The organism is Dokdonella sp. GW821-FHT11D02, assembly GCF_058808595.1.
The window spans coordinates 3,317,855-3,341,983 of record NZ_CM179520.1; the positions used below are offsets into that span (position 1 = coordinate 3,317,855).

The window sequence follows — 24,129 nt, forward strand, 5'->3', positions numbered from 1 at the left end:
CGCCTACGACGGCGTCGAGGTGCCGGACAGGCGCCCCATGAACGGTCGGTAGTAGCGCAGCTCGGCGATCGAGTCGCGCACGTCGCTGAGCGCGGTATGCGCCGAATCCTTGGCGAAGCCGCGGCTGACCTCGGGCGACCACCTCCGCGCCAGCTCCTTGATGGTGGAGACGTCGAGGTTGCGGTAATGGAAGTAGCGCTCCAGCCGCGGCATCAGCCGATGCAGGAAACGCCGGTCCTGGCAGATCGAATTGCCGCACATCGGTGATTTGCCGACCGGCACCCAATGGGACAGGAAATCGACCGTCAACGCCTCGGCCGTAGCGATGTCGACGTCCGACTCGAGCACGCGCTGCCACAAGCCGGACTTGCGGTGCTGGTTGCGATTCCAGTCGTCCATCCCTTCGAGGCGTTCGAGCGGATGGCGGATCGCGAATTCCGGCCCCTCGGCGAGCGGGTTCAAATCCTTGTCGGTGACGACGGTGGCGATTTCCAGGATCGAGTCGCGATCGGGGTCGAGCCCGGTCATCTCCAAGTCGATCCAGATCAGATGCTCGTCGCTCGTCGCCGCCATACCCTGCTCCCGAAAACCCGCTGCGAGTTTAGGCGCGCCGGCGCGGATTGAGAACCCTGCGTTATGCTGACGTGACGATGAGCCCGACCTTCCTCTGGCACGACTACGAGACCACCGGCGCCGATCCGCGCCGCGATCGGCCGGCGCAATTCGCCGCGCTGCGCACCACGCTCGAACTCGAGCCGGTCGGCGAGCCGCTGTCGATCTTCTGCCGGCCGGCGCCGGACGTGCTGCCGCATCCGGAAGCCTGCCTGATCACCGGCATCACTCCGCAACGAATGCTGCGCGAAGGCGTGATCGAGGCCGACTTCGCCGCGCAAGTGCACGAACAGATGGCCGAAGCCGGCACCTGCAACGTCGGCTACAACTCGCTGCGCTTCGACGACGAATTCACGCGCCACCTCCTGTATCGCAACTTCCACGATCCTTACGAGCGCGAATGGAAGGACGGCAATTCGCGCTGGGATCTGATCGATCTCGCGCGCATGTGCTACGCGCTACGCCCGGACGGCATCCAATGGCCGCAGCGCAGCGAGGGCACGCCGAGCTTCCGGTTGGAAGACCTCGCCAGTGCCAATCGCATTGAGCAAGCACGCGCCCACGATGCGCTGTCCGACGTCGAAGCCCTGCTCGGCTTCGCGCGCCTCTTGCGCGCACGCCAGCCGCGATTGTGGGAGTTCTACTTCGCACTGCGCCGCAAACAGCGCGTGTTCGAATTGCTCGACGTCGCACACATGACGCCGCTGCTGCACGTTTCCTCGCGCTATCCGGCCAGCCGCGGCTGTCTGGCGATCGTCGCGCCGCTGACGCTGCACCCGAGCCAGCCTAACGGCGTGATCGTCTACGATCTCGACGCCGACCCCGCCCCGCTGCTCGAACTCGACGCCGACGAGATCGCCGACCGCGTCTTCACCGCACGCGCTGACCTGCCCGAAGGCGTCGAGCGCATTCCGCTCAAGACCGTGCACGCCAATCGTTCGCCGGCGCTGGCGCCGATGAGCGCCCTCAAAGGGGTCGATCTCGCGCGTATCGCACTCGACTCGGAGCGCGCGCTGGCGCACCTGGAAACGCTGCGCGGCGCCGATGGCCTGATCGCGAAACTGCATCGGGTGTTCTCGCGCGGCGCAGCGCGCGCGCCGGCGGACGATGCCGAACTCGCACTCTACGACGGCTTCCTGCCCGATACGGACAAGAAGCTCTTGCGCATGGTGCGCGAAACGCCGCCGCGCGAACTCGGCGAGCGCATATTCCCGTTCCGCGATTCGCGCTATGCGGAACTCTTGTTCCGCTACCGCGCGCGCAATTGGCCGGACACGCTCGACGCCGACGAGCGCGCACGCTGGGAGGCGTTCCGTCAGCGCCGGCTGGAGACGGCGACGTCGTTGACCGCGCTGACGCGCGAAGACTACCTCGCCACGATCGCGCGCCTGCGCGCGGAGCCAAGCTTGCCCGCCGCGCAAATTCCGCTGCTCGACGCGCTAGAGCGCTGGAATCTGGAAATCGACGGTTTTTGAGGACCAGCGATGAGTGGCCAAAGAGCTGCACGCGCCACTCCGATCACCCTCACCCCGGCCCTCTCCCGCAAGCGGGAGAGGGAGAACAGCGCGTCTGATTCAGAGCCCAAAGCGCAGCCAAGAATCTGCTGCTATTGAGAAGTGCAGCCATGGATGGCTGCGATTGGACGATCCGAAGCATAATTCTCTCGACCATTCGTCTTACGCCCAAGAGAACGGCGATCCTGGACGGATCGCAAGAAATTCATGAGAAGTGCGGCCATGGAAGGCCGTGGGTAGACGCCCCCGAAGACGCGATCGACTAAAGCCTCATGCGACTACCGACCGCAGCGATCCCGGACGGATCGCAAAAAAAAGCGGCCATCGTTGCCGATGGCCGCTTCTGACGAGGAGCACAGACGCGACTCGATGCTCCAAGAGGGATATAGGGGAAGGAATCAGTCCTTCGTGTGCGCGCTGAGGTCTTCCTTGATGCGCGCCGCTTTGCCTTCCAGGCCACGCAGGTAGTACAGCTTCGCACCGCGCACCTTGCCGCGACGCTTGACGACGACCGAGTCGATCGTCGGGCTGTGCGACTGGAACACGCGCTCGACGCCGAAGCCGTGCGAGATCTTGCGCACCGTGAAGGCCGAGTTCAGACCCGCGTTCTTGCGCGCGATGACGACGCCTTCGTAGGCCTGCACGCGCTCGCGGTTGCCTTCCTTCACCTTGACGTTGACGACGACGGTGTCGCCCGGGCTGAACTCCGGCAGCGTACGGGTCATCTGGGCGGCTTCGAATTGCTGGATCAGGTTGCTCATGACACTCACCAAATAATGTGACTATTTCGATTCGACGCCGGCGTCCGGCGTCGTCCGTTCCTGCGCATGCTCGTGCTGGAACTCGACCAGCAATGCGCGTGTTTTCTTGTCCAGCTCCAGCCGCTCCAGCAGATCCGGCCGACGCAGCCAAGTCCGCCCCAGCGATTGCTTCAGACGCCAGCGGCGGATCGCCGCATGATCGCCCGACAACAGCACCGCCGGCACCTCGCCCCACTCCTCGCGCACCGGGCGCGTGTAGTGCGGGCAATCGAGCAGGCCGTTGGAGAACGAATCCTGCGCGGCCGATTCGGCGTCGTTCAACACGCCGTCCTGCAACCGCCCGACCGCGTCGATCAGGATCGCCGCCGCCAGTTCGCCGCCCGACAGCACGTAATCGCCGATCGAAATCTCCTCGGCCACTTCGTGCTGCAGAAACCTTTCGTCCACGCCTTCGTAGCGTCCGCTCAGCAGGACCAGATGGTCGCGCCGCGCGAGTTCCGCCACCTTGGCCTGGTCGAGCCGCGTTCCTTGCGGACTCAAGTAAATCGCTTTCGCCTCACTCGCGCCGCTGGCCGCGCGTATGCCGGTCAGCGCCCTGCGCAACGGCTCGATCATCATCACCATGCCGGGCCCGCCGCCGTAGGGCCGGTCGTCGGCCGCACGGTAGTTGCCCTCGGCGAAATCGCGCGGATTCCAGGTCGCGATTTCGATCAGGCCGCGCTCGCGCGCTCGCCCGACCACACCGATCTTGCTGCTGCTCTCGATGAAATCCGGAAACAGCGTGATGACATCGATACGCATGTACTTGTGTGCTCATCCCTGGGCACTAAGATCAAGAACGGACATCCTGTCCGCACTTTTCAATTTAGAAGCCCAGAAAAACTAGAACTCCGGGTCCCAATCGACCGTCATGCGGCCGCTTTCGAGATCCACTTCGCTGACGAAATGTCCAAGCAGGAACGGAATCAAACGCTCGCGTTCGCCGTCCCGCACGATCATCACGTCGTTCGCACCGGTCGCGATCAGATGTGAAACGCGGCCGAGCGATACGTTGTCCAGCGTCACGACCTCGAGTCCTTCCAGGTCGGACCAGTAGTACTCGCCGGGTTTGGCGGCCGGCAGAACCGAGCGCGTCACCCAGATTTCCGTGCCGACCAGCGCCGCCGCCGCATCGCGGTCGGCGATGCCGGGCAGTTCGGCGACCAGGCCCTTGCCCTGGGCACGCCCACGGCAACCTTCGATCGTCTTCTCGCCGGCTGCCGAACGCATCCGCCACGGCTGGTAGCGGAAGATCTGCAGTCTCGGCTCGGTGTACGACTCGAGCTTCAGCTCGCCGCGTACGCCGTGAACTCCAACCACGCGACCGAGCAGGACGAGTTTTTCACCCGCCCCGCCGGATGCCATCAGGCAGCGGCAGCCGCCGGCTTGCCGGCTTCCTTGTACAGCGCCTTGACCTTGTCGGTCATCTGCGCGCCCTTATCCATCCAAGCCTTGACCTTGGCGGTGTCCAGCTCCAGGCGCACTTCCTTGCCCACGGCGATCGGATTGAAGTAGCCGACGCGCTCGAGGTTGCGGCCGTCGCGCGCGCTGCGGCCGTCGGTCACGACGATGTGATAGAACGGACGCTTCTTCGCGCCGCCACGGGAAAGGCGAATCTTGACCATCGTAGCTCTCTGAATTCTCTAGGATTTTTTTCTTGGACGCAGCCTGGTGGCTGGCCGCCCCGGAGGGAGCCGGGCATTTTAGCTGAACTGCGCGAAAAATAAAGCCCTGCGCGGAGTTAGCGCGGCATGAAGCCGCCGCCGCCGGCACCCTTCATCGCCGAGCCCATCTGCCGCATCAGACCTTTGAGGCCGCCGCTGCCGAGCTTGGACATCATCTTTTCCATCTGCTGATATTGCTTCAGCAGGCGATTGACGTCGGCCGGCTGCATGCCCGAGCCGCGTGCGATACGCGCTCGACGCGAGCCGTTCAACAGATCCGGATGACGGCGTTCCTTCTTCGTCATCGAACCGATGATCGCGATCATGCGATGCACTTCGCGATCGTTGACCTTCGATTTGACGTTGTCGGGCAAGTTGGACACGCCCGGCAGTTTCTCGATCAGCGAGCTCATGCCGCCCATGTTGACCATTTGTTCGAGCTGGTCCTTCATGTCGTTGAGATCGAACCGCTTGCCCTTGATGACCTTCTCGGCGAGCTTGCGCTGCTTCTCCTGGTCGACGCTCTGCTCGACCTGCTCGACCAAGGACAGCACGTCGCCCATGCCGAGAATGCGCTGCGCGATGCGGTCGGGATGGAACGACTCCAGGCCGTCGGGCTTCTCGCTGACGCCGATGAACTTGATCGGACGGCCGGTCACGTAACGCACCGACAGCGCCGCGCCGCCGCGCGCATCGCCGTCGGTTTTGGTCAGCACCACGCCCGACAACGGCAGCGCCTCGGCGAACGCCTTGGCCGTGTTGGCCGCGTCCTGGCCGGTCATCGAGTCGACCACGAACAAGGTCTCGATCGGATTCAGCGCCGCGTGCAGCGCCTTGATCTCGGCCATCATCTCGGCGTCGACGTGCAAACGGCCGGCGGTGTCGACCAAGAGCACGTCGGCGAAGTTCTTCTTCGCAGCATCCAGCGCTTCGCGCGCGATCGCGACCGGATCCTGGTCGCCGCTGGAAGGGTGGAACAACACGTCGACCTGCGCGGCCAACGTGCGCAATTGCTCGATCGCGGCCGGACGATAGACGTCGCAGCTCACCACCATCACTTTTTTCTTCTTGCGCTCTTTCAGCAAGCGCGCGAGCTTGGCCACCGTGGTGGTCTTGCCGGCGCCCTGCAGGCCGGCCATCAGCACCACCGCCGGCGGCGCCGCCGCCAGATTCAGATCGGTGTTGGCGCTGCCCATCACCGCGGTCAGTTCGTCGCGCACGACCTTCACCAGCGCCTGACCCGGGGTCAGGCTGCGCAGCACTTCCTGGCCCAGCGCCTTGACCTGCACGCGCTGGATCAGCGCCTGCACCACCGGCAAAGCGACGTCAGCCTCGAGCAAGGCGATGCGCACCTCGCGCAACGACTCGCGGATGTTCGCCTCGGTCAGCCGGCCCTTGCCGCGCAAGCGCTGGACGGTGGCGGATAGACGTTGGCTGAGCGATTCGAACATGAGGCGGACCGGTGCGGCGGGGAGCCGCTCATTGTATTCGAGAAGCCGGGATTGGGGATTGGAGATTGGGGATTGGGGAAGCACAGGTGCCGAGCAGCGTCTGCCGTCGGGCGCATACGGCTAATCGGGCGCCTCGCGAAGAGTTTGTTCTTCGGTCCTTCAGAACAACCCGGCTTTCCCGAATCCCCAATCTCCAATCCCGAATCCCGGCCCCCAATCCCCAATCCCCAATCCCCAATCCCAGCTCTCCATGCGACACTGCGAGCATGCTGATCCCCTCCCTCGCCCTGCTCGCGATCACGCTCTACCTGATCGCCGCCGGCCTGCTCGCGCGGCCGCTGCTCGGCGGCGGCGAACCGCTCAACCGCAGCGCGGACGGCGTCGCCATGGTCGCCCTCATCGCGCACGCCGGCGTGCTGCTCGGCATGCATCCCGGCGCCCTGGACCTGCATTTCTTCGCTGCGCTGTCGCTGGTCGCCGGCGTCGTTTCCGCGCTGACCGTGATCGTGAATCTGACGCGGCCGGTCGCCGCGCTCGGCGTGATCGTGTTCCCGCTCACCGCCGTGCTGCTCGCGATCGACATCTTCGCCTCGCCTCGCACCGTGCCGCTGTCGATGGACTGGCAGATCAAGCTGCACGTGACGGTGGCCTTGCTCGCCTTCGGCGCGCTCTCGATCGCGGCGGTGCTGGCCTTGTTGCTGGCCGTGCAGGAACGCGCGCTGCGTCATCGCCAGTTCGGCGCGTGGCTGCGCGCGCTGCCACCCTTGACCCTGACCGAAACCCTGCTGTTCCGCCTGATCGGCGCCGGCTTCGTGCTGCTGACCCTGACCCTGCTCAGCGGCATCTTGTTCGTCGACGACCTGTTCGGCCAGCATCTCCTGCACAAGACCGTGCTGTCGATCGCGGCCTGGTTCGTGTTCGGCGCGCTCCTGCTCGGCCGCTGGCGCTACGGCTGGCGCGGCCACCGCGCGGTCAATTTGACCTTGATCGGCATGACGATCCTGCTGCTGGCATTCTTCGGCTCGAAGTTCGTGCTCGAAGTGATCTTGCACCGCACCGCTTGACGCAAACCCGCAGCGCGGGCTTGCGCTGTCGTCACGCAGATTCGCGCGCCTGTGCCGCGACGCATGCCGGCTCCGCACACAACTTCCAAACGAACCGGCGGCGTGCCTCGTGATAGCTGCGGTCGGCGCCGAAAAAGTTGCGCCGCATCTCCGCCAGTTCTTCCTCGGCATAACGATCCAGCGGCTTCGCGCGCTCGTCCTGCTCACGCTGACGCGCCTTCAGGGCAAGGGCGGCGCGATAGCGCCAGAAACCTAGCTCCGGCTCGACGATGCGCAGCACACGCTCGATCAGCGCTTCGCCTTCGAGGGCAGCGTCGATCAAACCGATGCGAGCGGCGCGCGCGGTGCCGACCGGCTGCAATGCATCCGTCAGATGGCGTGCGGTCGCTTCGCCGACGCGACGCGGCAATAGATACGTCCAGAACTCCGAGCCGTACAGGCCGCCCATGCGCTTGTAGTGCGGATTGAGCACGACGCCGGCGCGCGCGTAGACCCGATCGGCCGCGAGCGCCAGCGTGACGCCGCCGGCGCCGGCATTGCCTTGCAAGGTGCTGACTACAAGCTTGTCGTGGGTGGTCGCGATCGCTCGCACCAGCGCGTTCATCGCGAGGATGTTGCGCCACGATTCCTCGGCCGGATCCGCCGCTGCCTCGATCGCGTTCAAGTCGATGCCGTTCGACCAGAAATCCTCGCCGCCGCAGAGCACGATCGCGCGCGTCGGACGTGCGCAGGCGTAGCGATACGCGGCGAGCAACCGCTCACAATGCGCGGCGCTCATCGCGCCGTTGAGGAAATCGAAGTAGAGCAAGCCGAAGCGTCCGCGTTCGCGATAGCGGATTTCCTGCCAGGTGGCGTAGCCGGGCTCCTCCTGCGGCGGCAGCGGTGATTCAGGCAGCGCCGCCGCGCGTTCGCCGAGCACCTGCATCGCCGGCAGCTTGATGCCGTCCTTGCGCCGCAAATGGCTGAACCAGACCGCGCCATCGCCGCTGCCGACGCAGACCGCACCGTCGCGCTGCGCGAGCAAAGCTCCCGGCTCGCCGCGCAGCCGCTCTTCGGCATGCGCGCCGAACAGATGCAGCGACTCGCCGGCGAGCCGCGCCAGCGTGCCGGGCGCGCTGTCGCCACTGCGAACGCATTCGAGAATGCGCGCGCTCGGTTCGCTCCAATCGAAACGCCGATCGCTCTGCCGGCAGGCGGGACGCTCGTGTCCACGCCGATGCGCAACCCCGAGCCGCGGCGGCCGTCGTCCTCTCGCGAAGGCATCCACCGCGCGCAGCGCCGCGTCGACTGCCGTCTGCGTCGTCTCGCGCCGATACAAGGCGCTCTTGCCGACCGCGCGCAGCGCGAACTCGCCGTCGGCCCAGATTGGACCTGCGTCGAGTTCTGCGCGTGCTTCGAGCACGGTCACGCCCCACGATGACGCGCCGTCGAGGATCGCCCAGTCGAGCGCGGAAGGGCCGCGATCGCCGGGAATCCCCGGATGCACGATCAGGCAGGTCCAGCGCTTCCATACCGTTGGGGGAATCGCGCGCTTGAGCATCGGCGCGAGAATCAAGGCTGGATCGGCTGCCTGCGCGGCGGCCTCCATCTCCTCCGCCGCCGCCACTTCGGCGACGACGATCTCGTGACCGCCGTCTTCCAGCTCGACCTGCAACCGCTGCGACAGACTGTTGTGCCGTGTACACAGGAAAAGAATGCGCATCGCTCCGCCCTCCCCGCTGTGCCTGTCAGACTAGCGACGGACGCGGCGACGAACGCTGACGTGATGCGCATTTCTATACTTTAGTAAGTTTCCACAGACCGCGAAGCGTGTCTGAGGAATCCTCCGCCTCGACGCGCAGCGCCGACACTGCCCGCGCGAGATTCCTCACCGCACCGCCGCGATCGCATCGGCCAGACGTTCCACCGCGACGATCGCCATGTCGCCGATACTCGTCTTCTTCGGCGCGTTCGCCTTCGGCACGATCGCGCAGCGGAAGCCGTGCGTGGCGGCTTCCTTCAGCCGCTCTTCGCCGTTCGGCACCGGCCGGATCTCACCGGACAATCCGACCTCACCGAAGGCCACGGTTTTTTCCGGCAGCGGACGATCGCGGAAGCTCGACAACACCGCCAGCAGCACCGGCAGGTCGGCCGCCGTTTCCTGCACGCGGATGCCGCCGACGACGTTGACGAACACGTCCTGGTCATACACCGCAGCGCCGCCGTGCCGGTGCAGCACGGCCAGCAACATGGCCAGACGATTCTGCTCGAGTCCGAGCGCGACGCGGCGCGGATTACCGAGCGAGCTCTGATCGACCAGCGCCTGCACTTCCACCAGCAAGGGCCGCGTGCCCTCGCGCGTGACCATGACCGCACTGCCCGGCGTCGGCGCGCCGTGCGTGGAAAGAAAGATCGCCGACGGATTGGGTACTTCGCGCAGGCCCTTGTCGCCCATCGCGAACACGCCCAGCTCGTTGACCGCGCCGAAGCGGTTCTTGAACGCGCGCAGCACGCGGAAACGCGAGCCCGACTCACCCTCGAAATACAGCACCGCGTCGACCATGTGCTCGAGCACGCGCGGGCCGGCGATGCCGCCTTCCTTGGTCACGTGGCCGACCAGGAACACGCTGGCACCGCTTTCCTTCGCGTAACGCACCAGCCGCGCGGCCGACTCGCGCACTTGCGAGACCGAGCCCGGCGCTGCGGTCAGCAGCTCGGTCCAGATGGTCTGGATCGAATCGACGATCAGCACCTCGGGCTTGGCGACCGCCGCTTCCGCCAGGATCCGCTCGATCGAGGTTTCGGCCAGCGCATCGAGCCCGTCCAGCGCGATGTCGAGCCGCTGCCCGCGCGCGGCGACTTGAGCCAAAGACTCCTCGCCCGTCACGTACAGGCCGCGCAGACGCTGTCCGAGCGTGCCGAGCATCTGCAGCAGCAAGGTCGACTTGCCGATGCCCGGATCACCGCCGATCAAAACCACCGACCCGGTGACCAAGCCGCCGCCGAGCACGCGGTCGAGTTCACCAATGCCGGTCGCGCTGCGCTGTTCCGCTTCGGCCGCGACCGTCGCCAGCGGCGTGACCTTGGCCGCTCCGGCTGCGCCGGCATAGCCGGTGCGCGCGCCGGCAGCGGGCTTCGCCGCCGGCTGCACGACGAATTCGCTCAGCGTGTTCCAGGCGCCGCACTCCACGCACTGGCCTTGCCACTTGGAATGCTCGGCGCCGCATTCGCTGCAGACGTAGGCGGTTTTGGCTTTGGCCATCGGGGTTCCATTGTGTGCGCCGCTCGCGGGTCGAGCCCGCAGCGTCCTTCGCGGTTCGATTCGCGACGCTGAGCGTGGCTCGAAATCTTACCTGGAACGACAGCGGCGAGACGGTCGTCGATCGGCGGCGCAGCGTCGCGCGAACGCGTCGCAGGCGACGAGACGGCGCACGCGATCAACCAGCGCCGCCATTCCCCGCCTGCTCCTGCACACGCTTCATCAGCTCATCCGCCATCTGCGCCAGCAGATCCAAGTCGGCCGGCTTCATTTCACGCGGCGCGGCATCGAGGATGCACAGCGCGCCGAGCGCGCGGCCGTCGCGGTCGCGGATCGGCGCGCCGGCATAGAAGCGGATGCCGTACTCGTGCAGCAGTGAACTGTCGGCGAAACGCGGATCGCGCGCGAGGTCGGCGACGACGACGGCGAGGTTCGCGCCGACGACATGCGCGCATACGGACCGTTCACGTGGCACGCCGTCGCCACCGGCGGCGATCGCACTCGCCGGTTTGTGCACGTGCTCCGCGTCGACCCAGGAAATCTCCGCATACTTCGTGTCGAACGCGTTGGCGACGCGGCGGATGGTGTCCTCGTAGAGCACATCGTGCGCCGGCGACAACGCGCCGCTGAGATGCAAGGCTTGCACGCGCGCGGCATCGTCCGGCGGAATCGGCACGACGCTGTCGGTGCCGGCCGTCGATAAATGGTCGACGTGCAGCAGCAAGCTGCCGAGATCGGCGACGACGGCGTCGACACCGAGACGGCGCGGCATCTCCGCCGCAAGCATGTCCGCCGGCGCGCTCCATGCCGCGACAACGATGCGCGCGCCCGGCAGCCGGCGGCGCAGCCGACGTGCGATCAGGCGTACGCGCGCTTGCGGCTGTGTGCCGAATACGGACAGGCAGATCATTTGCGGACGATGGCCGTCCGGCGGCAACTCGAAGCTGGACGCCGACAAGATCGCCTGCGAGTTTGCTTGCGCGTCCAGGCCGCGCAGCTCGAGCGCATGCGCGATCATCGCGGCGGCGAGCACGTCGACTTCCCAGCGTGCGCCGAGACAAAGAACGCGCGGCGTGCCTTCCAGTGCGTCCGGCGACGGCGGATATTGCTCGCGCAGTTCCTTCACCAACTCGGCCGTGCCGCTGGCGAGACGCAGGCGATGCTCGGCACTGGCCACGCCGGCATGGTGCGCGGTGGCGATACGCAGCATCGGCACCGCGACCTCGCCGTAGAAGGCGCTCAACGCGTCGCTCACACGACTCGCGCCGTCTCTCGTTGCGCGCCGTTGTTCGACGACCTCGTCGGCGAGATCGAGCGCCTCCTCCACATCGCCGGCGAGCAGCCGCTGGTACAAGCGCTGTGGCGGTGCCAAGGCGCTCTCGCTGCCGAGCAATACGTGCAAGAAATGCAGCGACGGCAGATAGCGGCCGATCACCAGCAAGCACACGGTCAACGGCGTCGACAGGATCAGACCGAGCGGTCCCCACAACGCGGTCCAGAACATCGCTGCGACGATGATCGACATCGCGCTGAGCCCGGTGCTCGATCCATACAACCACGGCTCGACCAGATTGGCGCAGACCAGCTCGAGCCCGACGATCAGCGCGAGTGTCCACAACACCATGCTCCAATCGGGCGAGACCGCGAACGCCAGCGCCAGCGGGAACACCGCCGAGACGATCGGTCCGACGTACGGCACGAAGCGCATCACCGCGGCGACGAAGCCCCACAGCGCGGCGGCGGGCACGCCGATCCACCACAGCCCCAACCCCAACGGCACGCCATAGGAAGCGTTGATGAGGAACTGCATGCGCAGGTAGCGGCCGATGCGTGCCGACGCCTCGTCCATCGCGTCGGTCGCGGTATGCAGATCGCCTCCGGCCAGACGCAGCAGACGATCGCGCAGATCGCGGCGGTCCATCAGCATCAGAATCACGAACAACAGCGCGATGCCGGCGGTGGCGACCGGTTCGCTGATGCGGCCGAGCCAATCCAAGGCCACGCGAGTCGGCCGCGACTCCGCTCCGATCACCTCGACCTTCTGCACGCCGGCCACCCCCTTACCGCCTTGCGGCGGAGCGATGTCGATTTCCTTCTGCACGGTCTGCAGCGTCTTCAGCGCACCCGCCCATGCGCCCGGCTTGGTCGCCGCCTCTCGCAGTACGTGCAGCTTGTCGCGAATCGTGCTCTGGTAGGTCGGCAGGTCCTGGCTCAATGCCGTGAGTTGCCCGGTCACGTAGATGCCGGCGCCGACCAGAGCGCCGACCGCGAGCGAGACGACCAAGAAGACCGACAGCGCGCGCGGCAAGCGCCAGCGGCAGAGCTGACGCACCGGCCAGTCGAGCAGGAAACCGAGCAGTGCGGCGAGTGCGAGCGGGATCAGCAGCGAGCGACCGAAATACAGCGCAGCGATCAAGATCGCCGCGATCGAAAGACCGATGAGCAGGCGCAAGCCGGGAACGATCGCGGCCAAGCTGGCTGCCGCCCGCGCTGCTCCGCTAGCGCTACCGCTGTCGAACAGCGCCGCGCGCGAGGTCTTGCCGGCCTGCGCTCGCGCTCCCACTCGCTCTTCGGAATCCCGCGCCATCGCCCGCCTCCGCGTGAGACCCATCGGGTCATCCTGGGGCGATTACTCCCTCGTCGCTTAACCGGGAATTTACGCGTCGCGGACGCGCTCAGTTTTCGTCTTCGACGAAACGTACCCGCCGCGTCACGCCGCAAGTCAGTTCATAGCCGATCGTATCGGCGTGCTCGGCGATCTCCTCGACCGCGAGACCGCGGCCCCACAGCACCACGGTATCGCCGATCTGGGCCGACGGGACGTCGCGAAGATCGATCGTGATCAAGTCCATCGACACGCGCCCGATCACGCTGGCACGCGTGCCGCCGACCAGCACGGGCGTGCCGAAATCGGCGTGCCGCGGGTAGCCGTCGCCGTAACCGATCGCAGCGACGCCGATCGACATGTCCTCGGGCGCTTCCCAAGTCGCCGCGTAGCCGACCCGCTCGCCGCGACGCACGCGATTGACCGCGATCAGCCGTGTCGACAGCGTCATCGCCGGACGGAAGCCGAAATCGGCGCCGATCTTGCCGGCCACGACCGAGATACCGTACAGCGCGCCGCCGGCGCGCACCCACTGGCCTTGCGCCTCGGGCCAGCCGAGGATGCCGGCCGAATTCGACAGCGAACGTTCGCCATCGAGACCGGACACGCTGCGCTCGAAACGCTCGATCTGATGCGTGGTCAAGGCATCGTCGAACACGTCCGAATTGGCGAAGTGCGTCATCAGCGCGACGTCGCGGTCCACGCCCGGCATCGCGCGCAAGCGCGCGTACGCGTCGCGCGCGCGTTCGGGCGCAAAGCCGAGTCGATGCATGCCGGTATCGATCTTGAGCCAGACGCGCAGCGGGCGCGGATCGCCGTCGGCGGCGAGCAATTCGATTTGCGTCGGATGATGAATCACCGCGTCGAGCTTGAGCCGGCGCAGCTCGGCCAGATCGCCCGCCTCGTCCGGTCCCGACAACACGACGATGCGTTGCGAGGCGCCGGCTGCGCGCAAGCGCTGGCCATCGGCGATCGCGGCGACACCGAACGCGTCGGCGCCTTCGAGCGCGCGGGCGACGCGCTCGAGCCCGTGGCCGTAGCCGTCGGCCTTGACCACGGCCATGATCTTCGAGCCGGGCGCAAGCTCGCGCACGCGCCGCAGGTTCTCGCGCAATGCACCGAGATGGATCGTGGCACAGGTCGGGCGCATCAGTGAGGGACCGGGATTGAGGATTGGGAATTGGGGAGTAGGAACAGAGCGGCGACTCGATCAGCGCGCCTTGCTTTCCCGAGCGAACTCGCCTTGTTTTGGATCATCGCAACAGTCATCGGGATGACCCAGCGTCGCCGTGGCTGCTGACGAAAAAAGACCAAACAATGGATGAGCCGCGTAGCATGAGAGCGCCTCGACATCGTGCAAGCAGAAGACAGCACGGATTGAACTTCGGCAGTGGGACGAACGTGAGGCTTGGACGTGGCGAGAATCTGGCTCATGACGGCAATGCGCATTGCCGGTTTGCTGCGCGAATTGTAGCGGAGGCAGCGCAACGGCCGACACCGCTAGCCTGACGCGCTCCCTCGCCAGTGCTTACGGAACGGAATGCCCGCAGCCGCGGACGAGGCTACCGGTCGATCGATGCGTCCGAAGGGTCGAGCCACACACTCGTCGCCGCTTCGACCGCGGCGTCGAAGCGCGTCAGTCGGCGGTGGATCTCGACAGGCACAGGCGCGAGCCGTAGGTCATACCGGCGGCCGGGCCGTCGAAGCATTGCGGCAATGGCGTCGACTCGGCCTGACTCGAGCGCTTGCCGACTCCGCCGCCGCAACTCATTTCGGTGTTGTCCGGCCAGGCGGAATCTTCCGCCAGCCGCGTAGGGCTGTCGCAAGCTGTCCGGCGTACGACCAGCATGCCCTCGGCCGACGCGCCGGAGGCGAGCCGGCGTTGCACCGAATACCCTTCGATCGCATAGGTCGTTCCCGCGTCGACGCCTTCGTAGGCATACGTGCGGCCAACGACGACGGTGCTGTCGCTCCCATCATCGCTCGACGATGGCGGCTTGAGTTTTGCCGCCGCCACGGACTCGAACGCCGGCGAGTCGCCGAGCAGGAATACGTAGGCGCCGGGCGTTCGCCGCCAGCGACTGCCTCGCCGCTCGAAGTGATCGAAGGGACGGATCACGACCGAGCGCGAGCCGATCTCGCTCTGGCGCGCCAGTTCCGCCGCGAGTCGGATCGCATCGGTCTCCAACAGATCGTGCACGCCCCAAGCCAGCACCGGGCAACCGCCGGCGACGGCTTCGAGGATGCGCGTTTCGAGCTGTGCGTGCAGCGGTGAGTTCGCATCGTCCGCGGCGGTGGCGAACTCGGCCGGCACATACGTATGCAGCGCCGCCATCCCGGTAGCGTAGTGACCGAAGAAACTCTGCTCGACCAGCCCCCGCATAGCCGGCGTCGGCGGTCCGAATCGATACGGGAACACGACCGGTACCGTCGCGCCGGCACAGCCGGGCAGTTCGCGTATGAAGGTGGCCGAGGCACGCCATTCCTGATTGCGCGGCAGCCAGCGTCCGTCGATTTGCCTGAGTTCCGGAATCATCAAAAGCAGCAGAACGACGCAGGTCAACGCGGCGTAGCGAGAACGCAGCGGATCGACCAGATCGAACCAGCGCGCGAACAGCAACCAGAGCAGTGGCGCCGCGACCAGCACGTTGCGGCCGGAAAACGACGGCGTCAGCAACAGCGAGACGCCGAGTCCGCACACGACGACGCCGAGCGGGACGAAGGTGCACAGACGGGTCACCCAACGCGCCTCGGACTCGGTCTCACCGACAGTGCTGCGCGCGTTGCGTCCGAATACGCGTGTCAGGATCAGCGCCAATACGATGAACAGCGCAGCGCGTTCGGAAATGTTCTTGAACGCCAGGCGCAATTGATCGCTGAAGAAGCGCCGGTCGTTCTGGAACCAGACCTCGTTCGGGTCGAGTTGCATGTTTTGCATCAGCGCATGGAAGTACGCCATGTCGAGCAGGAACACGACGAGCCCGATCGCGATGATCGCGGCGCGCACGCGTCGATCGTTCTCGGTGATCAATACGTACAGCAGCAGACAGCCGAACAACAAGAAGAGATAGGCATGCGTGAAGCTGGCGGCGAAGCCGAGCAGAGCCAGCGCTGCGATCGGCAGGAACGGAAATTCCATCGGACGGTCGCGCAATCGCCGATGCAGCAGCAGCGCTGAATACAGCAGGCAGGAACCCAGAAACATGCCGAGCCCGTAGTTGCGCGCGTTCTGCGACTGGTCGAACCAGAACGACGACAACACCGCGGCGGCACAGGCGAACGCGACCGCGTTGAAACTCGCTACGCGGCGCGCGGCGAGCGCGAACACGAGGATCGACGCGATCGAGAACATCGCGCTCGGCAGCCGCAGCGCGAATTCGGAATAGCCGGCGAGCTGCGTCCAGAGGTACAGGACGATGTAGTAGAACGGCGGATGCACGTCGGTGAGCGAGCGCTGCCAGACCCCGGCGAGGCCGTCCGGGTGTTGGATTACCGAGAGCGTGAAGAGCTCGTCCGCCCAATAGCTGCTGACGGACAATCCACTGAACGCGCACACGCACGCGACTAGAGCGATCGATGCGAATGCAAAGCCGGGCCAGCGAAGTGTCGACATCCTTGAGCGCCTGCGAATCCTCCGAGCTACGACGTACGAAAGACGTCGAACGTCGCAGCCCGGTGTTGTTCGCGCGCGCGGCGATGTCGGCAGAGGCCGCGCCGTTCAGCTATCGATCGTCAAAGAGCGCAAGGCCGAGCATCGCGCGGGTCGGTCGAATTCGGCCATTCATGTAACGGCGGATGCTTTCATCGAGGCGGCTGGTCGACGGAAGCCGTTGGCACCGTGAATGCGTCGGCCGTCGTTACGGTGTCACCGCCTCAAACCCATCGGCGAAGATGCGGTCGCCGACGAGGAACGTCGCCACCACCGTGCAGTCCGCCGAAATCGGCGCCGTCGTGTAGGTGTCGGCGCTCAAGCTTCCGCCGCAGCCGGTGACTTTGCCGATCGCATAGCCGGGATCGGCCTGCACGACGAACGAGATCGCCTCGCCGTCGTTCACGGTCTGCGCCGTCGAAGGCGTGATCGAGCCGTGACCGATCGCTTGCGGCGTGACCAGATGAGTCGCGACCTGTTGCTCCGAATGGAAACGGTAGACGACGCCGAGATCCGTATTGGCCACATAGAGGTTGCCCGCTTCGTCCTCGCCGAAACCCGAATAGGTACCGTAGCCGTTCGCGTCCCGGCGCCAGACCGTGTAGGCCCAAGCCCCTTTTTCATCGGGCTTGGCGAAGAAGATTTCGCTCGAACAGGAATCGGCGAAGACGTACATGCCGCGGAACAGCGGGATCGGACCGCGGAAGCGATAGCCGCCGGTGACCGCGCAACGGCTGCCTGAATGATCGTATTCGAGCAACGGCGGCACGCTCGGCGGCAACGGATCGGCACAGACGTTCGCGCTGTTGTAGCGCGCAGTACCTTCCATGCAATGCCAGCCGTAGTCGAGCGGCTCGGTCGAGCCCGGTGTGCGCAGGTCGATCTCCTCGAACTGGCTTTGACCGACGTCGCCGATCCAGATGTCGCCGGTGGCGCGATCGAAGCTCCAGCGCCACGGGTTGCGGAAACCGTGCAGGAAGATTTCGTCGCAGGTGTTGCTGCTGCCCAGATGCGGATTGTCGAGCGGAATCGCGTACTCGGCCGGCGCACCGGCCGCGGTGCCGCACATTTCCGCCGTCGCGATCACACCGCGTTTGTCGACGTTGATGCGCAGCATCTTGCCGCGCAGGTAGTACTGCGTGCCGCTACCGCTGCCGCAGCTGGCCGGATTGCCGTCGGCCGGCTTCTTCCACAAGCACTCGGCGAAGCCGTTGGTACCGCCTTCCTGACCGCCGTCGCCGGAGGACATGTACAGATAGCCGTCCGTACCGAAATGAATATCGCCGCCGTTGTGGAACTGGACGTTGGTCCCGGGAATGCGCATCACCACGGTGCCGCTCGGGTTCGCGCGATCCGGGTTGTCGGCCGATACCGTGTAGCGCTCGAGCACTTCGTCGGGACCGGTGCCGAGACAAGTGCCGGCGGGCGTGCAACCGGGCGGCCGGATCGACACGACGTAGAACTCGTCGCGGTGCTCCAAGCCCGGCTTGCCGTAGTTCGGATGGAAGGCGAGCCCGAGCAAACCGCCGGTGCCGCCGTTGCCCGGATAGGTGACCGGCACGCTCAAGAACGGTGTCGGCAGCAGCGCACCGTCCTTGACGATGCGAATCGAACCGGCCTGGCTGATCACGAACAGACGCCCGCTGCCGTCGTTGGGCGCGCGCACGCCGATCGGTGCGTCGACCTGGTCGGTGACCGTTTCGAGGCTCAGATCCGGCGGCACGCTTTGCGCAAACACGTAACTCGCCGCGAAGGCGAAGCCGAACACAACGCAGGCCAGGAACCTTTGCATCACACCCCTCCCCTGCTGCCGCGTCAGTCGACCGACCTCGGCGCAATCGCGCTCGCGCGCTTCACTCGAACGAGCCGGCGTAGCTGCCGCTGGCCAGATTTTCGAACTTCGTGTACTGACCGAGGAAGGCGAGCTTGACCGCACCGGTGGGGCCGTTTCGCTGCTTGCCGATGATGATTTCGGCGACGCCCTTCTCGCCCGATTCCGGGTTGTAGTACTCGTCGCGGTAGATGAACATGATCACGTCGGCGTCCTGCTCGATCGCGCCCGACTCGCGCAAGTCGGCCATCATCGGACGCTTGTCGGTGCGTTGCTCGAGCGAGCGATTGAGCTGCGACAAGGCGATCACCGGGATGTTCAATTCCTTCGCAAGTGCCTTGAGGCTGCGCGAAATCTCCGAGATTTCGGTGGCGCGATTCTCCTTCGTTCCCGGCACCTGCATCAGCTGCAGGTAGTCGATCACGATCAGGCCGAGGTCGTACTCGCGCTTGAGGCGCCGCGCACGCGCGCGCAGTTCGCCCGGACTCAGCGCCGGCGTGTCGTCGATGAAGATCTTCGCCTCGCTGAGCAAGGTGATCGCATTCGTCACGCGCGGCCATTCCTCTTCGGCGAGGTCGCCGGTGCGCAAGTGGCGCGCGTCGATGCGGCCCATCGAGGAGATGAGTCGGAACGCGAGCTGCGAGGCGGACATTTCCATCGAAAAGATCGCCACCGCTTTCTTCGTCCGCATCGCCGCGTTCTCGGCCATGTTGACTGAGAACGCGGTCTTGCCCATCGACGGACGCGCCGCGACGATGATCAGGTCCGACGGCTGCAGGCCGGCGGTCATCTCGTCGAGATCGACGAAGCCGGTCGGCAGGCCCGTGACCGAGCCGCGGTTCTCGTAGCGATGGTGCAGAATCTGGAACGCTTCCTTCACCGCCGAGCGCATCGAGACGAAGCCCTTGCGCCCGCGCGCACCGGCCTCGGCGATGTGGAACACCTTCTGCTCGGCGGTTTCCAAAAGCTCCTGGCTGGAGCGCCCTTCCGGCTGGAACGCATCGCCGGCAATCTCGGTGCCGGCATCGATCAACTGCCGCAGCACCGACTTCTCGCGCACGATGTCGGCGTAGGCGGTGATGTTGGCCGCGCTCGGCGTCGAGTTCGCCAGCTCGATCACGTAGGCCGAGCCGCCGACCAGGTCGGACAGGCTCTGCGAATGGAACCATTCGCCGAGCGTGACCGCGTCGTAGGGCATGCCCTTGTTCGACAGGTCGCCGATCGCGCGGAAGATCAGGCGGTGGTCGCGCCGGTAGAAGTCTTCTTCGGTCAGGCGGTCGGCGACGCGATCCCAGGAATCGGGTGCGAGCATGAGGCCGCCGAGTACGGCCTGCTCCGCCTCGATCGAATGCGGCGGTACGCGCAGCGCTTCGATGGTGGCGGGTTTGCGTTCGGTCTGGGCCATGATGCACGCGCGGAGTTCGGCTCCGCATCATCCGCACGGACGTCTCAGCTGTCGAGACAATAACCCTGTGGAAAACCTGTGCGCTTCTCACATGGCGAGCGCACGGAGTCTCATTCGATTTTTTTCGCTTCCGCGTCGCCCGCGGAAACGAAACGGGCGCCCGCAGGCGCCCGTGTCTCGATCTCGTGCGGAGAATCGATCAGTCGTCGGACTCGATCACGACCTTGACCGTCGTGTTGACGTCGGCGTGCAGATGCACCTGCACCTCGAACTCGCCGATGTGGCGCAGCGGACCTTCCGACATCACCACCTCGCTCTTATCGAGCGCGGCGCCGGCGTTGGTGAACGCGTCGGCGATGTCGCGCGGACCGACCGAGCCGAACAGCTTGCCTTCCGGGCTCGCGTTCGCCTTGATCGTGACCGAGAGGTTCTCGAACTGCGCCTTGCGCGCTTCGGCGCCGGAGAGCTGCTGGTTCGCACGCGCTTCGTATTCGGCGCGGCGCTGCTCGAACTCGGCGATGTTGGTCGCGGTCGCGGCGGTCGCCTTGCCCTGCGGCACGAGGTAGTTGCGGCCGTAGCCCGGCTTGACCTTGACCTTGTCGCCGAGGTTGCCGAGGTTTTTCACTTTCTGCAGAAGGATGAGTTCCATAAATCTTCCAATTCGTTAGCGTCGGATGGTCCGGCGCAGCTTGCGCTGTCCGAATGCGGGGCCGCGGTCCCGGCTCACGCCGGGACCGCGACAAGTACGATCAATGCGCGTCGCTGTAGGGCAGGAGCGCGAGGAAGCGCGCGTGCTCGACCGCGGTACCGAGCATGCGCTGGTAGCGTGCCTTGGTGCCGGTGATGCGGCTCGGCACGATCTTGCCGGTCTCGCTGACGTACTGGCGCAGAAGGTTCAGATCCTTGTAGTCGATCTCGGTCGCGCCTTCGGCGGTGAAACGGCAGAACTTCTTGCGGCGAAAGAACTTGGACATGATGATTTTTCCTCGATGACGTGGGCGGGCGCTTACTCGGCTGCTGCTTCAGCAGCGGGTTCTTCGCGCGGCGTGCGCTCGCGGCGCGGCCGCGGCTCGTCTTCCACGTCGCCGAAGCCGACGCCTTCGTCGTCGCGGCGGCGGCCGCCCTTGTCGTCCTTGTTCTTCATGATCGGCGACATCTCGGTCACCGCATTCTCGCGCTTGACGATCAGGTGGCGCAGCACCGCATCGTTGAAGCGGAAGCCCGATTCCAGCTCGGCCAACACGGCCGCGCTGCACTCGATGTTGAGCAGCACATAGTGCGCCTTGGCCAGATGCTGGATCGGATAAGCCAGCTGGCGGCGGCCCCAGTCTTCCAGACGGTGCACTTTGCCGCCGTCGTTCTCGATCAGCGCCTTGTAGCGCTCGACCATCGCGGGCACCTGCTCGCTCTGGTCAGGGTGGACCAGAAACACGACTTCGTAATGACGCATTCGAAACTCCTCATGGGTATCGCAGCGGAGAATTCCGCCCGACAGCCTCCCGCGACGCGGTGAGGCAAGGCCCTTTCGCTTTCATCGGAGAATGCGGTCTAGAACGACCGCTTCCCGACGCAGGCGATCACGAACGATCGCATCTACGGCAAAAGGGGCGCGGATACTAATGGAATCAGGACTTTGGCGCAAGCGAAGGCGCCGAGCGCGCGGATTTGACCGACCGCACCGGCTCGATCCGATCGATATTCTCGACCGGCAGGATCACCGAGCGCTCGCTCGCGGGGTCGTACACGAAGACATAGTTGGCGACCGCTCCCAGATAGGTCCAGGTCTCCGCCTTGTCCGGTGTCAGCGCATTGCCGCCGAGCCAGACCCGCACCTGGGCCGCGTCGCCCGCGCGCACGCGATCGACGCGATAGTCCGCATACAAGGCGACGAAGGCCCAGCCGTACAGGCCCACCACCCCCAGATACGCCAGCGGCATGATCCAGATCTGCCGCCCGCGCCATTCCAGCCACGCCCGACGCAGACGCTGCCACCCGTTCGGCGCGGCCAGAGTGCGCAAGCGCTCGAGGGTGCGAGCACGGCGCAGGACATATCGCCGGTTGGTCAGGTCGAATACCCAGCACAACGGGAAGGTCGACAACACCAAGACGATGGCGACCGGCTGCTGGATGCCGGCGATCAGGAAATCGCTGATCTGCGACAGGGTCAGTACCGGAATGCCGAACTTCGCGAAGAAACGTGCGTTGTAGAAGATGCCGGCCAACACCAGCAGCAGATAACCAAGCGTGATCGCCAGCGCCGGTTCGCGGCGCAACAGGCGCAACAGATGCGGCCACAAGTCCTGGAACGCCATTTCAGATGTCGTGGGACGCGCCGGCACGGGCTGGCTGCCGCCGGGGAGAGCCGGAACGGTCACGCGGATCAGCGGGTCGCGTCGACGGTGAAGCTCTCGCCGCAGCCGCATTCGCCGGTCGCGTTCGGATTGCGGAACACGAAGCTCGCGTTGAGGCCTTGGCGCTGGAAATCGATCTCGGTGCCGTCGACGAACGGCAGCGCCTTGCGATCGACCACGATCTGCAGACCGTCTTGATCGAACACCGCGTCGTTGTCGGCGATCACGCTGGCCAGATCCACCGTGTAGCCGAAGCCCGAACAGCCGGTGCGCTTGATGCCGAAGCGCACGCCGACCGCGGACGGTTCCTTGGTGAGGAAGTCCTGCATGCGCTGGCGTGCGGCGGCGGTGAGTTGAATGGCCATGAGAGCGGGGATTCGGTGATCGGGATGGGGATTTCGGAGTTGCGCCCGATTGTAGCGTCTTGCGAGCGGCGACGTCTTCGCCGGCGCAGCGATTCGGCTATGATCGAGGGTCTTTCCGCGCTCGTCGAAGATGGGCGCCTCGTTCAGGAGTTTCAAGCAATGGCGGCGGCCGACAGCACGGAAACCATCGATGTGAAGCGCGCCCTGTCCGGCGCCGTAGCGGCGGGTACGCCGGTGCGTGTGCGCGGCTGGGTGCGCACGCGGCGCGACTCGAAGGCGGGACTGTCGTTCGTCAATTTGAGCGACGGCTCCTGCTTCGACGCGATCCAGGTCGTCGCGCCGAACACGCTGCCCAACTACGAGAACGAAGTCGTCCACCTGACCTCCGGCTGCGCACTGGTCGCCGAAGGCGAGCTGGTCGCCTCGCAGGGCAAGGGGCAGTCGTTCGAGCTGCAGGCCAGCCGCATCGAGGTGCTCGGCTGGGTCGACGATCCGGAAACCTACCCGATCCAGCCCAAGCCGCATTCGCCCGAGTTCCTGCGCGAAGTCGCTCACCTGCGCCCGCGCACGAACCTGTTCGGCGCCGTCACGCGCGTGCGTCACACGCTCGCCAACGCGGTGCACCGCTTCTTCCACGAGCGCGGCTATTTCTGGATCAACACGCCGATCATCACCACCTCCGACGCCGAAGGCGCCGGCCAGATGTTTCGCGTGTCCACGCTGGATCTGATGAACCTGCCGCGCACCGACAAGGGCGCGATCGACTTCCGCCAGGACTTCTTCGGCAAGGAAACCTTCCTCACCGTGTCGGGCCAGCTCAACGTCGAGGGCTACTGCCTCGCGCTGAGCAAGGTCTACACCTTCGGCCCGACCTTCCGCGCCGAGAACTCGCACACCACGCGCCACCTGGCCGAGTTCTGGATGATCGAGCCGGAGATCGCCTTCGCCGACCTGGCCGAGAACGCGCGCGTCGCTGAAGAGCTCTTGAAGTACGTGTTCAAGGCGGTCTTGAGCGAACGTGCCGACGACATGGCGTTCTTCGCCGACCGCGTCGAAAAGACCGCGGCATCGCGCCTGGAAGCGTTCGTCAATGCGCCGTTCGAACGCATCGAATACGGCGACGCGATCGAGATCCTGAAGAAGTCCGGCAAGAAATTCGACTACGCGGTCGAATGGGGCGCCGATCTGCAGACCGAGCACGAGCGCTACCTGACCGAAGAGCACGTCGGCCGCCCGGTGGTGGTGATGAACTACCCGGAGAAGATCAAGGCGTTCTATATGCGCCTCAACGACGACGGCCGCACCGTCGCCGCGATGGATGTGCTCGCTCCGGGCATCGGCGAGATCGTCGGCGGCTCGCAGCGCGAAGAGCGCCTCGACGTGCTCGATCGCCGCATGGCGCAGTTCGGCCTCGATCCGGCGCACTACCAGTGGTATCGCGATTTCCGCCGCTACGGCACGGTGCCGCACGCCGGCTTCGGGCTCGGCTTCGAACGCTTGGTCGTGTACGTCTGCGGCCTGGGCAATATTCGCGATGCGATCCCCTACCCGCGTGCGCCGGGCTCGGCGGAGTTCTAACA

Annotated in this window: 21 protein-coding genes; 3 read left to right on the forward strand and 18 right to left on the reverse strand. The window is 65.8% G+C overall.

Annotation, left to right across the window (positions count from 1 at the left end):
• Positions 1-3 precede the first annotated feature (3 nt).
• On the reverse strand, positions 4-573 hold the full coding sequence (gene orn, locus AC3QL3_RS13985) for an oligoribonuclease (protein ID WP_492894607.1): 570 nt from the start codon (positions 571-573) through the stop codon (positions 4-6).
• Between the two features lie 77 nt (positions 574-650).
• On the opposite strand from orn, the gene sbcB reads away from it, so the two are divergent.
• A complete protein-coding gene (gene sbcB / locus AC3QL3_RS13990) occupies positions 651-2,087 on the forward strand; it encodes an exodeoxyribonuclease I (protein ID WP_492894609.1) in 1,437 nt (478 codons plus the stop codon).
• Positions 2,088-2,524: 437 nt separating this feature from the next.
• Here the strand turns inward: sbcB and rplS are convergent, their stop codons facing one another.
• From rplS to ffh, 5 genes are all read right to left on the reverse strand, one after another.
• Positions 2,525-2,887, reverse strand: a complete 363-nt coding sequence (gene rplS / locus AC3QL3_RS13995; RefSeq protein ID WP_492894611.1) for a 50S ribosomal protein L19 — start codon at positions 2,885-2,887, stop codon at positions 2,525-2,527.
• A 21-nt stretch (positions 2,888-2,908) separates the two neighbouring features.
• Positions 2,909-3,688 (reverse strand): tRNA (guanosine(37)-N1)-methyltransferase TrmD, encoded by a 780-nt coding sequence (gene trmD, locus AC3QL3_RS14000; RefSeq protein WP_492894613.1) that lies wholly within the window; start codon positions 3,686-3,688, stop codon positions 2,909-2,911.
• A gap of 81 nt (positions 3,689-3,769) precedes the next feature.
• On the reverse strand, positions 3,770-4,291 hold the full coding sequence (gene rimM, locus AC3QL3_RS14005; protein ID WP_492894615.1) for a ribosome maturation factor RimM: 522 nt from the start codon (positions 4,289-4,291) through the stop codon (positions 3,770-3,772).
• Complete coding sequence (rpsP, locus tag AC3QL3_RS14010) at positions 4,291-4,551, reverse strand: 30S ribosomal protein S16 (RefSeq protein WP_492894617.1); 261 nt, start codon at positions 4,549-4,551, stop codon at positions 4,291-4,293. Before rpsP ends, rimM begins: the two co-directional genes overlap by 1 nt.
• A gap of 116 nt (positions 4,552-4,667) precedes the next feature.
• The gene (gene ffh, locus AC3QL3_RS14015; protein WP_492894619.1) at positions 4,668-6,041 is read right to left on the reverse strand and encodes a signal recognition particle protein; all 1,374 of its coding nucleotides are present in this window, start codon (positions 6,039-6,041) and stop codon (positions 4,668-4,670) included.
• Positions 6,042-6,307: 266 nt separating this feature from the next.
• On the opposite strand from ffh, the gene AC3QL3_RS14020 reads away from it, so the two are divergent.
• Positions 6,308-7,105: a cytochrome C assembly family protein gene (locus tag AC3QL3_RS14020; protein ID WP_492894621.1), complete on the forward strand. Its 798-nt coding sequence runs from the start codon at positions 6,308-6,310 to the stop codon at positions 7,103-7,105.
• A 31-nt stretch (positions 7,106-7,136) separates the two neighbouring features.
• On the opposite strand, the gene AC3QL3_RS14025 is transcribed toward AC3QL3_RS14020, so the two are convergent.
• The 12 genes from AC3QL3_RS14025 to AC3QL3_RS14080 form a co-directional block, all read right to left on the reverse strand.
• The gene (locus tag AC3QL3_RS14025; protein ID WP_492894623.1) at positions 7,137-8,807 is read right to left on the reverse strand and encodes an enoyl-CoA hydratase-related protein; all 1,671 of its coding nucleotides are present in this window, start codon (positions 8,805-8,807) and stop codon (positions 7,137-7,139) included.
• Positions 8,808-8,972: 165 nt separating this feature from the next.
• Complete coding sequence (gene radA, locus AC3QL3_RS14030) at positions 8,973-10,346, reverse strand: DNA repair protein RadA (RefSeq protein WP_492894625.1); 1,374 nt, start codon at positions 10,344-10,346, stop codon at positions 8,973-8,975.
• Positions 10,347-10,521: 175 nt separating this feature from the next.
• On the reverse strand, positions 10,522-12,930 hold the full coding sequence (locus AC3QL3_RS14035) for an AI-2E family transporter (RefSeq protein ID WP_492894627.1): 2,409 nt from the start codon (positions 12,928-12,930) through the stop codon (positions 10,522-10,524).
• Positions 12,931-13,018: 88 nt separating this feature from the next.
• Complete coding sequence (alr, locus tag AC3QL3_RS14040) at positions 13,019-14,098, reverse strand: alanine racemase (RefSeq protein WP_492894629.1); 1,080 nt, start codon at positions 14,096-14,098, stop codon at positions 13,019-13,021.
• Between the two features lie 486 nt (positions 14,099-14,584).
• Positions 14,585-16,486, reverse strand: a complete 1,902-nt coding sequence (locus AC3QL3_RS14045) for a glycosyltransferase family 39 protein (RefSeq protein WP_492894631.1) — start codon at positions 16,484-16,486, stop codon at positions 14,585-14,587.
• A gap of 319 nt (positions 16,487-16,805) precedes the next feature.
• Positions 16,806-18,389, reverse strand: a complete 1,584-nt coding sequence (locus AC3QL3_RS14050) for a PQQ-dependent sugar dehydrogenase (protein ID WP_492894633.1) — start codon at positions 18,387-18,389, stop codon at positions 16,806-16,808.
• A 61-nt stretch (positions 18,390-18,450) separates the two neighbouring features.
• Positions 18,451-19,833, reverse strand: coding sequence for a replicative DNA helicase (locus AC3QL3_RS14055; protein WP_492894635.1), 1,383 nt, complete (start codon positions 19,831-19,833; stop codon positions 18,451-18,453).
• Between the two features lie 199 nt (positions 19,834-20,032).
• On the reverse strand, positions 20,033-20,482 hold the full coding sequence (gene rplI / locus AC3QL3_RS14060; RefSeq protein ID WP_492894637.1) for a 50S ribosomal protein L9: 450 nt from the start codon (positions 20,480-20,482) through the stop codon (positions 20,033-20,035).
• Positions 20,483-20,582: 100 nt separating this feature from the next.
• Positions 20,583-20,807 carry a 30S ribosomal protein S18 gene (rpsR, locus tag AC3QL3_RS14065; RefSeq protein WP_492894639.1) on the reverse strand — a complete coding sequence of 75 codons (225 nt, stop codon included), beginning with the start codon at positions 20,805-20,807 and terminating at the stop codon, positions 20,583-20,585.
• A gap of 32 nt (positions 20,808-20,839) precedes the next feature.
• Positions 20,840-21,283 (reverse strand): 30S ribosomal protein S6, encoded by a 444-nt coding sequence (rpsF, locus tag AC3QL3_RS14070; RefSeq protein WP_492894641.1) that lies wholly within the window; start codon positions 21,281-21,283, stop codon positions 20,840-20,842.
• Between the two features lie 175 nt (positions 21,284-21,458).
• A complete protein-coding gene (locus tag AC3QL3_RS14075) occupies positions 21,459-22,256 on the reverse strand; it encodes a hypothetical protein (protein ID WP_492894643.1) in 798 nt (265 codons plus the stop codon).
• Entirely contained in the window at positions 22,214-22,549 is a 336-nt protein-coding gene (locus AC3QL3_RS14080; RefSeq protein WP_492894645.1) for a HesB/IscA family protein, read from the reverse strand. The genes AC3QL3_RS14075 and AC3QL3_RS14080 overlap by 43 nt, the downstream gene beginning before the upstream one ends.
• 159 nt (positions 22,550-22,708) lie before the next feature.
• On the opposite strand from AC3QL3_RS14080, the gene asnS reads away from it, so the two are divergent.
• Positions 22,709-24,127 (forward strand): asparagine--tRNA ligase, encoded by a 1,419-nt coding sequence (gene asnS / locus AC3QL3_RS14085; RefSeq protein ID WP_492894647.1) that lies wholly within the window; start codon positions 22,709-22,711, stop codon positions 24,125-24,127.
• The last annotated feature ends 2 nt before the right edge of the window (positions 24,128-24,129 follow it).

Bases quoted from the DNA above. Each gene is read 5' to 3' on its own strand.
- ffh (WP_492894619.1), bottom strand. From the start codon at position 6,041: ATGTTCGAATCGCTCAGCCAACGTCTATCCGCCACCGTCCAGCGCTTG.
- rpsR (WP_492894639.1), bottom strand. From the start codon at position 20,807: ATGTCCAAGTTCTTTCGCCGCAAGAAGTTCTGCCGTTTCACCGCCGAA.
- AC3QL3_RS14080 (WP_492894645.1), bottom strand. From the start codon at position 22,549: ATGGCCATTCAACTCACCGCCGCCGCACGCCAGCGCATGCAGGACTTC.
- rpsF (WP_492894641.1), bottom strand. From the start codon at position 21,283: ATGCGTCATTACGAAGTCGTGTTTCTGGTCCACCCTGACCAGAGCGAG.
- rpsP (WP_492894617.1), bottom strand. From the start codon at position 4,551: ATGGTCAAGATTCGCCTTTCCCGTGGCGGCGCGAAGAAGCGTCCGTTC.
- sbcB (WP_492894609.1), top strand. From the start codon at position 651: ATGAGCCCGACCTTCCTCTGGCACGACTACGAGACCACCGGCGCCGAT.
- asnS (WP_492894647.1), top strand. From the start codon at position 22,709: ATGGCGGCGGCCGACAGCACGGAAACCATCGATGTGAAGCGCGCCCTG.
- alr (WP_492894629.1), bottom strand. From the start codon at position 14,098: ATGCGCCCGACCTGTGCCACGATCCATCTCGGTGCATTGCGCGAGAAC.
- rplS (WP_492894611.1), bottom strand. From the start codon at position 2,887: ATGAGCAACCTGATCCAGCAATTCGAAGCCGCCCAGATGACCCGTACG.
- AC3QL3_RS14020 (WP_492894621.1), top strand. From the start codon at position 6,308: ATGCTGATCCCCTCCCTCGCCCTGCTCGCGATCACGCTCTACCTGATC.
- radA (WP_492894625.1), bottom strand. From the start codon at position 10,346: ATGGCCAAAGCCAAAACCGCCTACGTCTGCAGCGAATGCGGCGCCGAG.
- AC3QL3_RS14055 (WP_492894635.1), bottom strand. From the start codon at position 19,833: ATGGCCCAGACCGAACGCAAACCCGCCACCATCGAAGCGCTGCGCGTA.
- orn (WP_492894607.1), bottom strand. From the start codon at position 573: ATGGCGGCGACGAGCGACGAGCATCTGATCTGGATCGACTTGGAGATG.
- rplI (WP_492894637.1), bottom strand. From the start codon at position 20,482: ATGGAACTCATCCTTCTGCAGAAAGTGAAAAACCTCGGCAACCTCGGC.
- AC3QL3_RS14050 (WP_492894633.1), bottom strand. From the start codon at position 18,389: ATGCAAAGGTTCCTGGCCTGCGTTGTGTTCGGCTTCGCCTTCGCGGCG.
- AC3QL3_RS14075 (WP_492894643.1), bottom strand. From the start codon at position 22,256: ATGCGGCTGCGGCGAGAGCTTCACCGTCGACGCGACCCGCTGATCCGC.
- rimM (WP_492894615.1), bottom strand. From the start codon at position 4,291: ATGGCATCCGGCGGGGCGGGTGAAAAACTCGTCCTGCTCGGTCGCGTG.
- trmD (WP_492894613.1), bottom strand. From the start codon at position 3,688: ATGCGTATCGATGTCATCACGCTGTTTCCGGATTTCATCGAGAGCAGC.
- AC3QL3_RS14025 (WP_492894623.1), bottom strand. From the start codon at position 8,807: ATGCGCATTCTTTTCCTGTGTACACGGCACAACAGTCTGTCGCAGCGG.
- AC3QL3_RS14035 (WP_492894627.1), bottom strand. From the start codon at position 12,930: ATGGCGCGGGATTCCGAAGAGCGAGTGGGAGCGCGAGCGCAGGCCGGC.